Below are 15,015 nucleotides of genomic sequence, written 5' to 3' on the forward strand. Positions count from 1 at the left end.
TTTGCTAACTAAGCTACAAAAACTTAGCAGGTAAGCAAACATTTATATCATGACAATGGCCTGTTTAGTTTGCCGGCTTCTCTCCTTCTTTGATTTTCGTGAGGGTCACTTTTTTAAAAGACTCCACTAAGAAGGTAACCAAACCGCTTAGGCTAAAAGGTGGATCATTGGTAGTTAGCGTAAGTTTGTCCTTATTGTTTTCAAAATCGATATCCAGGTAATAATTAGGTGCATCTGTAACCTGGCTACCCTGTTTCCAATCGTACATCTTTTTTAGTTCGCTCCGTTTTAGCCAATAGTTGAGGCTATCAAGTTGCTGGTTAGTAAGCTTCCCGGCATAATCTCCCTTATAGGGATCTGCAAACTCGCCGCCTTTTAATCGATAAGTGCCATCTGCCCAAATATTGATTAGTAATTGAGGGCAATTGCCATAACAGGTTGAGGAGAGGAAACGAAGTTTTGAAAATTTGATCCCGTTATCGAAACTGGCCTTATAATTTTTAAACTGTAAGGGAGGGCGACCAGCTAATTTTATAGCATTATCATTAACAGCTTTGATAGTCAATTTTTTGCCATCAAAATAGTTGATGATAAACTTAGAAACATCAATATGCTGTTGTTTAAAATTATCTGCACTGGTAGTATATGTATCAATTATTTTAAGCGTATCATGCTCTATTTTGTATTTGTTTTCGTGTTTCTTATATCCATCCAAATTAAAATAAACCTTGCCGCTATTAAAATAAAGATAACCGAGGTCTTCGGTAATCCATTGTTCCGACTCAACAGTTGCATGCTGGCCCGATACTGTGCCACATAGGATAGTTAGCAATAAAACAAGCAGGGATACGCTTTTCATTTAAATTTAACTTACAAACTCAAATAATATTGGGTAAGGGATTCAAAATCGTCAAACTTATGATCATAGTCATCCGTATTACCAAAGCCGTAACTAACAAACACAAATGGTATACCGGCAAGGCGCGTTTGTTCAGCATCGCCATTAGTATCGCCTATGTAAACCGGGTTCTGCAAATTGTGTTTATTCATGAGCAGATGCATATTGTGGTTTTTAGGCATCTGGTTGGTGCCATAAGCCATACTATCTGTAATAACTTCATTAATGCCTGCCCATGTTAAAAACAACGGAATAATACCAACAGCACAGTTACTTAATACAAATAATTTGTATTTGCCTGCCAATTGTTCCAGGCCTTTAGTAACTCCTTTATACATAATACCACCGCTGGTTGGTAATATTTCGCGCCTTACCTGGTTTACCGCATTGTAGATCTCCATCCCCTTTTCCTCATCAAATTCGGGCAGCATTACCCGTGTAAGCTTTTTACCATCCATACCTATCACGTGCAGCAGTTCATCTCGTTTAATAGTCCTTTGAATATCAAGCTTTTGAAATATCAGGTTCCATGATTCGGCGTAGGTATCAACGGCATCCCAAAGGGTTCCGTCCATATCAAAAATGAGGCTATCGGGTTTCTGCATTAGCTAAAAGTATGTTTTTCGCTAAGATGAAAAATTAACGGCAATTAATGTTCATGTTTTCTTCATTATTAATCCTCACCTTAGCATTGTGATAAGGTTAACGCGGGTCGGCTTAGCAGGAGGCTGAGCCCGCAAAGAACCCCCGCCTCTCGGCGGGGGTTTCTTTTTATACAGGTGGCTTTAAAGTCGTAAGTCCTAAGTTCAAAGTCTTAAGTCGTCACGATAATGGTTTATAATCCTCCAAGTTAAGACCTGGGGCCTCAAGACTTCTGACTAAATACTTATCCCGTCCCCTACTTTATAAATTTCATGAAACTTGATTCCTTGCTTGTCAAAATGTTTTTTGTACGCGGCGTAACGCTGAAGTATGAAAAAACCTTTAGCAAACCCGTCGTGCACAGGCAAAATTTGCTTAGGATGCAGCTCATCGGCAAAGGCCGAAATTGTTGGTTCATTGGCAAATGGAGCCATCGAAACCATGATCAGCAACTCGATACCTTTAAAATTCAAAAGCTTCTCTTCCATCGAATCAACGGGGTGCAATACTTTGTTATTGATTAGGAAGCCCGTCATTTGAGGTAGCGGATTATCCATGATAAGTTCATGCCTCACCGGGAAAGCCTGGAGTTTAAATGGCCCGGCTTTATGAGTTCCCTCTTCAAGCAATGTATATTTAAAATTGATTTTCTCCAGCTCCTTTCCTACCTGCGAATTAGTGACAACCGCTGCGCCGCTTAACTCTACAATACTTTTTAAGATATCTATATCGAAATGATCGGGGTGGATATGGGTGATCACAATAGTTTTTACATCAACAAACAATTGTGGTGTAACCAAACCTTCGGCAAATGAAAACTTTCCGGGGTCAAACAAGAGCTGATAGCCGTCTAATTCAAAAAGCAGGCATGAATGAAGGTATTTTGATATTTTCATAAGCGCGTAGGTTTATTTCCTAAAGATACACAGGAAAGACTTATGAAGTTTTAAAAAGTTGATCCCGATTGAAAAGCGGATATCACGCTCGGTGTTTGGACTCCAGGAATTTAGGGAGCGAATTATAAAAGCGCAAAGCCTTACTAAGTTAAAACGTTGCAAGTCTGGCTTTACAACAACTCCGTTGCCAAATTGGCCAGTTCGCTCCTCTCCCCTTTTTGCAGGGTGATGTGAGCATAAAGCGGATGCCCTTTCGCTTTATCTATTAAATACGACAGTCCGTTACTTTCAGCATCGAGATATGGGGTATCTATCTGATAAATATCACCAGTAAATACAAATTTGCTGTTTTCACCGGCCCTGGATATGATAGTTTTCACTTCGTGCGGGGTTAGATTCTGCGCTTCGTCAACAATAAAGAAAATTTTACTAAGCGTGCGCCCGCGAATAAAAGCCAGTGGAGCTATCGAGATTTTATCATTATTGACTAACTCATCAATTTTGGCCTGCATTTTTTCGTCGTCAACGAACTGATCCTTTATAAATTTCAGGTTATCCCATATTGGGGCCATATAAGGATCAATCTTTGATTTAATATCGCCAGGCAAAAAGCCTATGTCTTTATTGCTTAAAGGAACAATAGGGCGGGTAACAAAGATTTGACGATAATATTTACGTTGCTCGAGCGCGCTGGCCAAAGCTAATAGCGTTTTACCCGTGCCGGCGTTTCCTTGTATAGTTACTAATTTTATATCCGGGTGCAATAACGCATGAATAGCAAAAGACTGCTCGATATTACGAGGGTGAATATTTAAAACAGGTTGCTCGGTAACTTTTTCAAGCTGCTTAGTTTGTGAATTGTAAAAACCTACAGTATCGCCTTTTTTTCCTTTTAATACATAAAAGTGATTGTTGGTGTACGAACCTATCTTTAAATTTTCGGCCGGTAAATTTTCATTTTTATTCAGGGTGGTGATCAGTTTTTCCGTCACCTTATCTACATCGGTTTTACCTGTATAAAGCTCCTCCAGGTTTTTGATCTTGCCCGTTTCATAATCTTCGGCATGCAGGTTAAGGGCTTTGGCTTTGAGGCGAAGGCAAATATCTTTTGATACCAACACTACCTTTTTGCCAGGATTTTCTTCCTGTAAGCCAAGGGCCGCGTTGAGGATACGGTGATCCGTTTTATCTGAACCAAAAATCTGCTCGGCATCCTGGCCGGTAGTTTTAGTATCCATTGCAACTTTAAAGCTGCCTTTAGTTTTACCGTTAAGCGGGATCCATTCGTTGATCAGTCCATTGTGCGACAGGTCATCCATCAACCGGATAAAGCTTCGGGCCTCAAAATTACGGGTATCATTACCGTTCTTTTTATTATCGAGCTCCTCCAATACCTGGATGGGTATGGCAACATCGTGCTCCTGAAAGTTTTGAAATGCGTTGTGATCATACAGGATCACAGAAGTATCTAAAACAAATATTTTCTTCTGGTTACGCTGACCGTCCTTCATATCCGCCTAAAATAACGATTTTAAGGCTTGAAGAAAAATTTCTCCTCAAACAAAAAACCTGCAAAAGCGAAAACGGGAGTCATCTCTTGCGATTTGAACTCCCGTTTCCAAACTGTTGTTTAACCGTAGTTGCCCAACAGCATCAAGTTTTGTGTATCTCTTACCGACATGATCTTCGTCCGTTGCTCTCACGAGCGGTCGACTATTTTCAATGTCACCGGTTTCTGTTGTTTCCCTCCGTAGAGTTCTTCTTCTTAATTCCGGTACCTCCTTTAATTGCTTTCTTTTTTCAAAAGACTTTCGCCTTCTTCATTTTTTCTTGCAACTCAGGGACTTCCCTTGATCTTTAGTTCCCCCGAAGGTTCACCCGATTCAATTTCTGTTTTCCTGAAAGGCTGTCAAAGTACGTCGTTCTTGATGATTTCAATATCGGGACATTACCGTGATTTGGCAAATATTTTTGATTGTTTTTATTAACAGGTTATTAACAATAAACCAACACTTATCAACATTAAATTCCAATCCTTCTCAAGTATAAATCAAGGTAATCAACTGAAATACAGGCTACATTATTAACATTGCCCTTTATTAACAAAATGCATGAAAAACCATTTGTATCGAAAAAGGAAAAACGCGTAAAATCATAAAAACGTTAAATTTTCTCTGTTAAATGCCGCCAATATCGCCTCGGAATATGACGCACATGAAGCCTGGTATTTTTGCGTGAAGCGATGTTTATGCTATTAAAATAATTCTTCCAAAGGTCTTGATAGACACCTTCATCCTCGCTATAAGCCGCAATTACATTAACCGGTTTACTTAACTCATCAAAATTCATTTCGATGAATTGCGTGTCATGAAGATCGTAGTACAGCCCATAATTTCTTTTAATATCATAGATCATCCATTTTTGATCGGTATAGCGGCTTTTAAAATGCTTAATCAACAATGGCAATACATTAAAATCAGGTTCGATGGCAGCATAAAAAGTACCATCATTTAGTTTTTGAAACCTAACAAAAGCTTCCATCCTGTGTTTTTCGCGCCGCACCATCTTTAAAATCTCCGATAGTCGCATCACATATCTATTCCCGTAATCTTCTTCAATATTTTGGTCGCTGTCAAAAACATGGCGGATAAAACCCAGCACATTGCAGTCTTCGCCGGCAATTTCGGCCATGTGACTAATGTAAAGGCGCTGCACCCCGGCAGCTGAAAGTTTTTTCCGCAATCCCTTTAATACCCGGCCGGCGCGCGCCTCGTCAGTAACAATAGGAATTACCTCTTCAAACAACGCACCGCTGCGCCACTCCCCTTTCAATAACTTTACAGGATAGAGTTTACGTTCGTAAATCTCGAACACGGCTGTAAGCAAGCCTTCAAACGATCCGTCATAAACCAGCGTGTTCATATTAAAACAGGTTAAGTTGGGTTTGTGTATTTTTAATGTACTTGCTTTGCGATTGGGCCATAATAAACTGTTTGATATTTTGGCCTGTTAAATCGCGCCGTTCAAATTCATTGCTTTTGCAGGTAATAAAGTACCGCGCGCGGTTAATGGCCACTCCTATTTTTTTTAGCTGTTCCCAGCCCAGCCCGGCAAATTTACGTGCAGCCACAATTTTTTGTGCCGATAACAAACCGATACCTGGCACCCGGAGGATCAGCTGCAAATCAGCCTTATTGATATCAATAGGAAAAGCCTGCATATTGCGGATTGCCCAGCTGAGTTTGGGATCAATATCCAGATCAAGTAACGGGTTTTGATTATTGACGATCTCGTTTACATGGAAACCATAAAAACGCATGAGCCAGTCGGCCTGATAAAGACGATTTTCGCGCACCAGTGGCACCGCAGTATTCAAAGCAGGCAGGCGTTGGTCGGCCAATACAGGTACATAACCCGAATAATACACCCGTTTTAAGTTAAAATTTCTATAGAAATAATTAGCCGATTGCAGCACCTGCTGATCGCTCTCAGGCGTGGCGCCAACAATTACCTGGGTACTTTGCCCTGCAGGTGCAAACATGGGGGCGTTTTTGAAAAGCTTTTTCTCTTCTGTGTTCCGGATGATCTCCCGGCTCAAAAAATGCATCGGGTCAATCATGTCCTGCCGGTTTTTATCAGGTGCAAGCAGTTTTAATCCAGCTTCTGTAGGCATTTCTAAATTCACACTGAGCCTGTCGGCATATAACCCGGCCTCCTGCATCAGCTCCGCACTTGTACCGGGAATGGATTTTAAGTGAATGTATCCGTTAAAGTTATGCTCAGTTCGGAGTTTTTTAGCTACGTGCACTAATCGCTCCATGGTATAATCAGCATTTTTAAAAATACCAGAGCTTAAAAACAAGCCTTCAATGTAATTGCGGCGATAAAAGTTAATGGTAAGGTCAACTACTTCCTGTACCGTGAACGCGGCCCGTTTGATATCATTATTCTTCCGCGACACACAATAAGCGCAATCAAAAATACAATGATTAGTAAGCAGGATCTTCAATAACGAAACACAACGCCCATCTTCCGTATAACTATGGCAAATTCCGTTACTGGCATTTCCCAAACCCTTGTCCTTATTTTTCCTGTCACTGCCGCTCGACGCACATGATACATCATACTTAGCCGCGTCGGCCAAAATATTAAGCTTTTCCGTTATCCTGCCTACATTCATACAGACCAAAAATACTAATATTTTTAGCAATAAATTCAAATTGCGGGATAAATAAATGGGAAAGCTATTCTTTTTTTACTGTATGCCTCAACAACTTGTTCCTTCACGGCATTGATACCGCTTTTAGCACTATTGTTCATATTTACTTCCAACACCGCGTGAGCATCTATAGCGAAAACTGGAACAGCCTGTACATTGTTGCGCAATTCAATGTTTTTTAAAAAAAGCGCCGTAGCGACATAGGTAAGCCAAATCAAGCGTTTTGGAGGCAATCAACGCAACAAACTTTAATGTATTTGCAACAAGCGCAAAGCACTTTCAATGAACTCATAGTGTGCGATGTTCGAACCAATTAGTACATTGACCGAATTCACTAAAAATTATTTTCAATTCAAATCAACAAAATAAACACTATAGAAATTCATGACCGATGTTTATACAGAGAGAGTCAATAATATCTATCGTTAATACAAAAAAAGCGCTCCGTATCTCACCCCGGAGCGCTATTCAATGTTCCTACAAACACTGTTCAACTAAACTCAGATCTCTACAATCTAAGATTCATACTGTTCAATAATGTATGCTATAAAAGCAAGTGTACAGAAAACAGGGGCAATAATCGCCCATATATCATAATATTTACAATTCAACAGAAAAATAAATTTGAAATTCAAACAAAAATCAACTCCGACTTATTTTTTCACAACAAATACTACTATTTCTTATATGAAACATGACAATATCAATCAACAGAATGGTATTTAATATAACATCATAAGCATAGTTTCGATGTAAGCTCATACGGAAACAAGCAGTTGCAGGCAACTCGAAAAAAGAAAACTAGGGAGTTATTTAGCAGTTAGCCTTGGGCGGCTGTTTGGGTGTTTTTATAGAGCGGGTGGTTTCAAACTCAAAACTGTACGCATCAGCTGATGCAAGCTTTGTTTCAAAAACCCTGAAATCAATGGATTGAAATGACTGGGCAATCAATACATCTGCAAAGGAGATGCCTACATAAGGTACATGTTCTTTTTGAGGTACGGGTATACCTTTTACCGGCGCTGCATGCAATACATTATCCGCATTAAAACGCGTTTCCGCATAAGTAGGGATACATTTTAAGTATAATTTCTTACTTGTAACCCGCATTTGTATGTAATTATATGCCTGCTCTCCAAACTGGATCTGCCCCCTTATATTCTCATAATGCTTCCAGTCATGAATGCCCGGAAGGTTTACAGGGATAGCTATTTCTTTCAGATCGTGAATATCATACAAGCCTTTTGATGCCTGCTCATTATAAAAATTCTCCGTCCGCCATGACAGATATTGATGCATAATCAGCGATCCGCCCGAACCATAGGTGTGCACGATCAACAATAATATGGCAACAAGTTTCTTCAAAGGCAGTATAGTTTGATATCTGTAAATATAGAAAACCTGCAACATTTATGCAACAATTCACAAAACTATTTATTAAATTATTACAGGTATTTTTAAACAAAAACACTCTTTTGTCTATTATTAAAATTTATATCTTCAGCTTTCCCGTATTGGTTAGCAAAATAAATGGCGCAACCGGATTCCATCCCGGCTTAACCCCCTGCTGATTAATAAAACCCGTAGAATAATTACCGAGCAGGATATCCGGTTTGCCATCTTTATTAAAATCGCCCACATCCATGCAGATCCATCGTCCTTCATGCTCAATCGGTAAATTATGCGGCATAAAATGCAGCGGACTGTCTTGCTCAAAATACGTAAAGCCTTCTGCAGGGTTATTTTTCAAATCTGAAAAAAAGGCGATCACCGCAATATCCTGCAAGCCATCTCCATTGAAATCAGTCGCTACTGCTTTTGTAGCACCGTTAACCGGGAAGAAATAAGCCTTTTTGTATTTAAAATCACCCTGATTCAGGAAAATGTAAACACCATGAAACGGTTTCAACACACGGGAATAATCGCTGTTATCACCACTTGTATACAGGATATCCAGCTTTCCGTCTCTATTGAAATCAACCAGCTGAAAACTGCTCGACCCGTAAAATGGCGGAAACCGCAACAAATTGCGTGTTGTAAAACCACCTTTGTGATCATTCAGAAACAACCAGATCCCTTCGTCGGCCTGGGCAAACAAGCAGGCTACATCCGGCCATCCGTCATGATCAAAATCTCCTGTTACTGCCTGCTCAGCTCCTGGTATTGAGCTAACAACATGCTTTTCAAATTTTTTATCGGGTAGCTGCTTGTATAAATACAAGCCTCCTGTGTTATGGCCAAACCCGCATATTACAAAATCATTCAATCCATCTTTGTCAAAATCGGCGGTTAATGATTGAACAGGTCGAGGCAAACCGTTTGTTATTTCTTCATCCTGCCAGGTCCCATTGTCATTGAATGTAATATCAGTCAAAAAGCCGTTGAACACATCAACTGCATCCATCGATCCGATAAAAGTAAACAAGCCATGTTCTTTGCCCGTTGCATCTTTTGCAAAACGGGCATCAACAGCAGGCGAGCTATACCGGTGCGCCGAAAGCTGAACCAGTTTATCAGACCATTGGTAGATACTGCTGCTGTTACGGTCGCTGGTATAAACCTTGCGCCCAATAGTATCAAAGACAATCATTGTGGTTGTGGCATCGAGGGGTTTGTAACCGCTGGGCTTTTCCAAACTAAAAACACCCCAATCTTTAACCGGCTTAACAGGTTGCTGTGCCGGCTTAAGTGCCTTCGGTGCCGATTTGCTATAATAATCTACTATTTTCAGCCACTCATCATATGACAAAGCCGATTTTGCTGATGGGTTGTTCACATACTGATCATCATCATAAACCTGTATCCCAAGCCGGGGCGCCATTACAGGCAATACATGTTTAACCCATGTTTCTTTATCAAGAAATTGCGCTTCCGGATACTCATGACAACTTTTGCAGTATTTTAATGATAGCGACTTACCATCGTTTTTTGCCAGGTCGCCCTCGGCTGCCGGCTCTCCGCAGCTAAACTGCATAAAGCATACTACAGCACCAATCAAAAATACACAAAACGATAACCGGCGTTTTCTCAGATCCATTTAAGCTTGCTTATACCTTACCACAATATTAAAATACAAGAAAGAGGCAGCAACAAGCACCACCTCTTTCTCGCTAAAAACAGAATGATTGAAATTAATATTTAGGATTTTGCTTTAAAATAGAAGTTCCACCTATTTTTTCAAGATCTATCTGAGCTTGCGGTATCGGATAAACCTCGTTTTTTCCAGTTGTAAAATGAGCACCTGTAACATCGGTAATCACTTTACCATCAAAAGCAAAGTATACTCCCAAAGCTGCTTGTGCTATCCCCCAGCGCGAAAGGTCAAAGAAACGATGTCCTTCCATGGCCAGTTCCAGCTTACGCTCAAAATAGATTGCTTTTAAAGCGACATCCTTACCTGTAAAAAAGCCCGCAGGATATTGACTTACTACATAGTTAGCCGCCGGGGTGGTGGTATAACCGCCCATAGGATTCGCCGCATCTTTATAAGTGTATACAAAACTGGCTGGGTTAGCCGCACGTGCACGCACCTTGTTTACATAACTTAAACCCAAATCACCTGTTCCTAATTGTGCTTTTGCTTCGGCAGCCATCAGCAGCACATCTGCAAAACGGATTACGTTAACCTGGTTTGCATTGCCCGGGGCCCATGAATGGCTGTCGGCATATGTGCCCTTGGTAGCCTGGTAATAAACGTTCTTTTTAGGCGAATACGGACCTGCCGAACTTTGTTCACGGATCCAGTTCATACCCGGATGGTTACCCCAATCAAGATAAGGGATACCACGACGACCAACAGTCCAATCCAAACGCGGATCAAGGTTACCGGCATCCAGTGTAAATGATTTATCTGATGCAATGTTCATATCATTTGCAACCGGATGTGAATTATAATCGTCAAGATATGGCAAACCGGCGGCGTTAGTCCTGAATGAGTTAGCAAGATCTAAAGTAGGCTGAAAAAATCCGCAGCAACCGAACGGGCTGTTGTACGGATAATTCAACATATCACCATTGTTGGCCTCACCAATGGTATTGGTACCATCATTTGCCGCTTGCTGGATAGCAAACACCGTTTCCTTGTTGTTTTTGGTAGCAGCGTTGAAGTTATCAAAATAATTATCAGTTAATCCGTACGCTACGCCCTGCGAGTTAGTACCCCCGCTGATCACCTCGGTAAATATCTTATCGGCATTGGTATAATCTTTTTGATACAGATACGTTTTCGCTAGGTACGCACCTGCTGCCCATTTATTTACACGTCCCTTTTGTGCTTGCGTGCCGGGTAAATTAGCATAAGCATATTTAAAATCATCAACTATTTTAGGCCAGATATCTTTGTCGTTAGGTTGTACATAGTTGGTTGTCGTTTCGTCAATATAGGGCACATTGGCAAACATCTTTTTCAAATCAAAATAGTAATGCGCGCGCAAAAAACGAGCCTGGGCTATAATATTGGTTTTATCGGCATCAGCAATCCCGCTTGCTCCCGCAGCTGCCTTTAACACGTTGTTGGCGCGGCTTATACCCTCGTAATCGGCCTTCCATTTACTGTTTAAAAATCCATTACTGGCATCAACAGTGAAAGTAGCAATGGAGTTAATAGCCGGCTGATCGATACCAGAACTGCCTTTATGCGCATCGCCTCCGGCAACGCTGCCGTAAATCCAGTTATCCGGCGATACCTCCCAGGCACTACCACCACCTAAACCGGCATTATTTCCGTTACCTCCCTGCCCGTCAAGTGCAGAATAAGCTCCTATCAGCAACCCGTCAACGCCGGCTTTTGTAGTAATTTGCGCTGAGCTAAGCGCCCCAATGGCTGGCTGATCGAGATACGCCTTTTTACATGAACCCTGTAAAATACCAGCGGCAATTAATGCTAATACTGATACACGTTGTATATTTTTCATAATGATTTCTCTATTTAAAATTTAGCCTGAACACCTAATAAATATGTACGATTTGGAGAATAGTTACCACGGTCAACACCAAAGTTTGTGCTGCTGTTGGTGTTGCTGGTGGTACCTCCGCCAACAATCTCCGGGTCAACTCCCGAGTATTTAGTTATGGTAATTAGATTTGCGCCTGATAAGTATACACGCAAGCTGCTCAAACCAATTGATTTGATGATTTTAGGAGCAAACTTGTAGCCTATTTGCATGTTTTTCAGTCTCAGGTATGAGCCGTTCTCAACATAAAAAGAGTTAGGAACCGTGTTGGTGCTAAATGAGCCATCAATTTCCTGGATAGGAGCCTTGGCATTGGTGTTTGACGGTGTCCAAGAATCATATAAAGCATTTTTGCTTTTTGCACCGGCAAAGTTGGCATAAAAATCTGTCCACCACCTCACGTCATTCCAGATCTTGTTGCCGTATGATCCGTACCAGAACATATTAAGATCGAAGTTTTTATAGCTAAAATCAAGGTTTAAGCCACCTGTGAATTTAGGATTAGGATTACCCAATAAGGTACGATCGTCGGCAGTAATTTTTCCGTCACCGTTTATATCTGCGTATTTGAAACGGCCAACTGCGGCATCGTTCTGATAAGTTCCGCCAGCAGCCGTATTTGCGGCGTCAATTTCAGCTTTCGAATCCCAGAAACCGTCAGTTTTATAACCAAAGAAACCGCCAACCGGGCCACCTACGCTGTTTCTAATAATCGAGCTGCCATTAAATCGGCCAGAGTTTTGCTCAAAGTAGGTTTGTCCGAGAGTTACTTGCTTAATAACGTTGTGATAAGTTGTAAACGTTAAGGCGGCATTCATTTTCAGATCGTGGGTTATATTGGTGTGGGTACCAATTGTAATATCCAAACCGGTATTATTCATTGCACCTACGTTGCTGTACGGTGCAGTTGCCGAACCGGCAGTACCAGGAAGTGCAGGATTAAATAACAGATCGGTGATGATCTTTTTATAATAATCGGCAGAGATGTCCAACTTTTGACCAAAGAATGAACCATCAAAACCAACGTTGAAGTTTTTATCTTTTTCCCATTTAGCATCAGGGTTACCTATACGGTTTTGAGCGAAACCGGCAACCGTACTTGTAGAGGTACCATTAATATCGTAGTAGGAGTTTGTTTTGTTACTGCCAAATGTAGTAAACGCATTTGCAGGGTCAACGTTGATCTGGTTACCCATAATACCATAACCACCCCTGATCTTCAAATCGTTAATCCATGATACACCTTTCAGAAAATCCTCCTGCGATATACGCCAGCCCGCACTAACGGCCGGGAACCATCCATACTGGAAAGACTTGAACCTGGAAGAACCGTCACGACGGATAGTAGCATTCAACAGATATTTGTCGGCAAAAGTGTAATCCAAACGGGCAAGCAGTGAAAATATCTTATCGCGTGTTAGTGTGCTGTAAGCAGTTGGTGTACCGGTACCTGTAGATATGGTGGTATAATCCTTATCAAATGTAAAGTAACCGGTATTGGTTGCGCCTAAGGTTTCGTACCTGTTTTTATAAGCTTCGGTACCTGCCAATACTTTGATATCATGTTTCCCAATTGTTTGGTGATAAGTTAAAGTATTTGTCCAGGTATAGTTATATCCGTTAAATGAGTTTTCCGAATATGAATTGGTCGAGTTGTTTTCAGAGTTCTCATATTCCGGGAAGGTAAAGCTATGATTATAGTCTGAATAATACTCACCACCAAACTGCGTACGTAAAGTGAAGTACCTCAGGAAATCCACCTCGGCAAATGCATTACCAAACAACCTGTTAAATGCACCGTAGTTATTTTTAGTACGATCCATAATGGCTACCGGGTTACGTGCATTACCTAAGTTGGCAGTATTTGAACCCGCGTAGTTGCCTTTGATGTCATAAACCGGAATAATAGGCTGCTCGCGGAATGACATGCCGATAGCCGAACCCTCATCATTTTCGTTGATCAGCGGGTTTTCAGTTAATGAATATGACAAGTTCTCACCTATCCTGATATGTTTGGTTACATTGTAGCTTGTATTAGCCCTTACGGTGTAACGCTTATCATAGGTATTTTTCAAGGTACCCCTTTGGTTAAAGTAATTCAATGAAAACAAATAAGTAGCGGCATCAGTGCTTCCGCTCATAGCCAGGTTATGGCTTTGAATCGGCGCCGATTTAAATATCTTGTGGTACCAATCAGTACCGCCCTTGTTTGCTCGTGTAATACGATAAAAACCCGACGCATCGCCTGACGTATAAAACGGGTTCACATTGTATTTAGCAGGATCAACAGCAGGATCACCATCATGTACTCCAGCCGGGCCTACGCCACCTGCACTGATATAATCAGGCAAAACATCACCATTAGCGCCGTAAAGGTTGCTGCTAAGGTCAACAGGAATATTTTTAAGTGCTGCGGTATTTTTTATAGCGAGGGCTCTTAATTGCATCATTTCGGTTGGGTTCAGCAAGTGGAACACATTACCGCCTTTCGGCACCTGCGTACCATAGTAAGCATCGTACGAAACGTTGGTTTTTCCGTTACCTTTTTTGGTGGTGATTACGATTACACCGTTTGACGCCCTTGCACCGTAAATAGATGCCGAACTTGCATCCTTAAGTACCTGCATGCTTGCCACGTCATTGGGGTTAATATCGCTTACGTTGGTTGTTGGTACACCGTCAACCACGTAAAGCGGCTGGTTATTGCCAAACGTGTTAGCACCACGGATTTTTACAGAAGGATTTTCACCCGGTTGCCCTGAAGCGATAACGGTAACACCGGCCGCCTGACCTTGCAGCTGGCTTTCAACCGATGAAACCGGCTGACGGGTCAGTGCAGCAACGTCGACAACGGCTACAGCACCCACCAGGTCTTTTTTACGTTGTGAGCCGTAACCTGTAACCACCACTTCATTAAGTGCATTGCTGCCCGCAGTAAGCGTTATCCTTAAATTAGGATCGGTCCCTACGGTAACTTCTGTTGTTTGATATCCAATATAAGATATCACTAATACATTGCCTGGTTTTAAGCTGAGTGTAAACTCGCCATTAACATCGGTCACCGCACCTGTCGTTGATCCTTTGAGCCTGATAGAAGCACCAACAACCGGCTGCTTGTCATCGCTGCCGATAACCTTTCCTTTGTACTTTGTTTGGGCCATAACTACTACCGAGGATATCAGGCAGCACAACAGTACAGCCAGAAACCTCCCTCTGAGAAGTAAATTTTTAAGCATGATTTTAATTTAATTTAGTTAATATATTTGATTAAGAACATAGCCCAAAAAGCTGAAATACAGCAACTTGGTGTCGGCAGTGGTAGAGGCAGCGCCTGGGATTTTTTTAGCTTTTGGCTTAAAGCAATGGTAGAGACATTGCTGCGAAATAAATACTTACTCCGGCAAATAC

11 protein-coding genes are annotated in these 15,015 nt (G+C 41.4%); all 11 read right to left on the minus strand.

All coding sequences use genetic code 11. The annotated features are described in order from the left end of the window. Positions 1–64: 64 nt before the first annotated feature. Complete coding sequence (locus tag FHW88_RS16880; protein WP_176627070.1) at positions 65–859, minus strand: DUF6438 domain-containing protein; 795 nt, start codon at positions 857–859, stop codon at positions 65–67. Positions 860–870: 11 nt separating this feature from the next. Continuing rightward, a complete protein-coding gene (locus FHW88_RS16885) occupies positions 871–1,503 on the minus strand; it encodes an HAD family hydrolase (protein WP_176627072.1) in 633 nt (210 codons plus the stop codon). A 273-nt stretch (positions 1,504–1,776) separates the two neighbouring features. Then, complete coding sequence (locus FHW88_RS16890; RefSeq protein ID WP_176627074.1) at positions 1,777–2,436, minus strand: MBL fold metallo-hydrolase; 660 nt, start codon at positions 2,434–2,436, stop codon at positions 1,777–1,779. 170 nt (positions 2,437–2,606) lie between these two features. Further along, positions 2,607–3,947 (minus strand): PhoH family protein, encoded by a 1,341-nt coding sequence (locus FHW88_RS16895; protein WP_176627076.1) that lies wholly within the window; start codon positions 3,945–3,947, stop codon positions 2,607–2,609. 652 nt (positions 3,948–4,599) lie between these two features. After that, positions 4,600–5,358 (minus strand): TIGR03915 family putative DNA repair protein, encoded by a 759-nt coding sequence (locus tag FHW88_RS16900; RefSeq protein WP_176627078.1) that lies wholly within the window; start codon positions 5,356–5,358, stop codon positions 4,600–4,602. A 1-nt stretch (position 5,359) separates the two neighbouring features. Further along, positions 5,360–6,616 carry a putative DNA modification/repair radical SAM protein gene (locus FHW88_RS16905; RefSeq protein WP_176627080.1) on the minus strand — a complete coding sequence of 419 codons (1,257 nt, stop codon included), beginning with the start codon at positions 6,614–6,616 and terminating at the stop codon, positions 5,360–5,362. 35 nt (positions 6,617–6,651) lie between these two features. Beyond that, positions 6,652–6,822: a hypothetical protein gene (locus FHW88_RS16910; RefSeq protein ID WP_176627082.1), complete on the minus strand. Its 171-nt coding sequence runs from the start codon at positions 6,820–6,822 to the stop codon at positions 6,652–6,654. A 646-nt stretch (positions 6,823–7,468) separates the two neighbouring features. After that, entirely contained in the window at positions 7,469–8,020 is a 552-nt protein-coding gene (locus FHW88_RS16915; protein WP_176627084.1) for a hypothetical protein, read from the minus strand. Positions 8,021–8,147: 127 nt separating this feature from the next. Continuing rightward, positions 8,148–9,692, minus strand: a complete 1,545-nt coding sequence (locus FHW88_RS16920; protein ID WP_176627086.1) for an FG-GAP repeat domain-containing protein — start codon at positions 9,690–9,692, stop codon at positions 8,148–8,150. Between the two features lie 94 nt (positions 9,693–9,786). Beyond that, positions 9,787–11,568, minus strand: a complete 1,782-nt coding sequence (locus FHW88_RS16925) for a RagB/SusD family nutrient uptake outer membrane protein (protein WP_176627088.1) — start codon at positions 11,566–11,568, stop codon at positions 9,787–9,789. Between the two features lie 14 nt (positions 11,569–11,582). After that, entirely contained in the window at positions 11,583–14,843 is a 3,261-nt protein-coding gene (locus FHW88_RS16930; RefSeq protein ID WP_090526030.1) for a SusC/RagA family TonB-linked outer membrane protein, read from the minus strand. Between the last annotated feature and the right edge of the window lie 172 nt (positions 14,844–15,015).

It is taken from the genome of Mucilaginibacter sp. SG538B, assembly GCF_013376065.1.
GTDB classification, from domain to species: Bacteria; Bacteroidota; Bacteroidia; order Sphingobacteriales; family Sphingobacteriaceae; genus Mucilaginibacter; species Mucilaginibacter rubeus.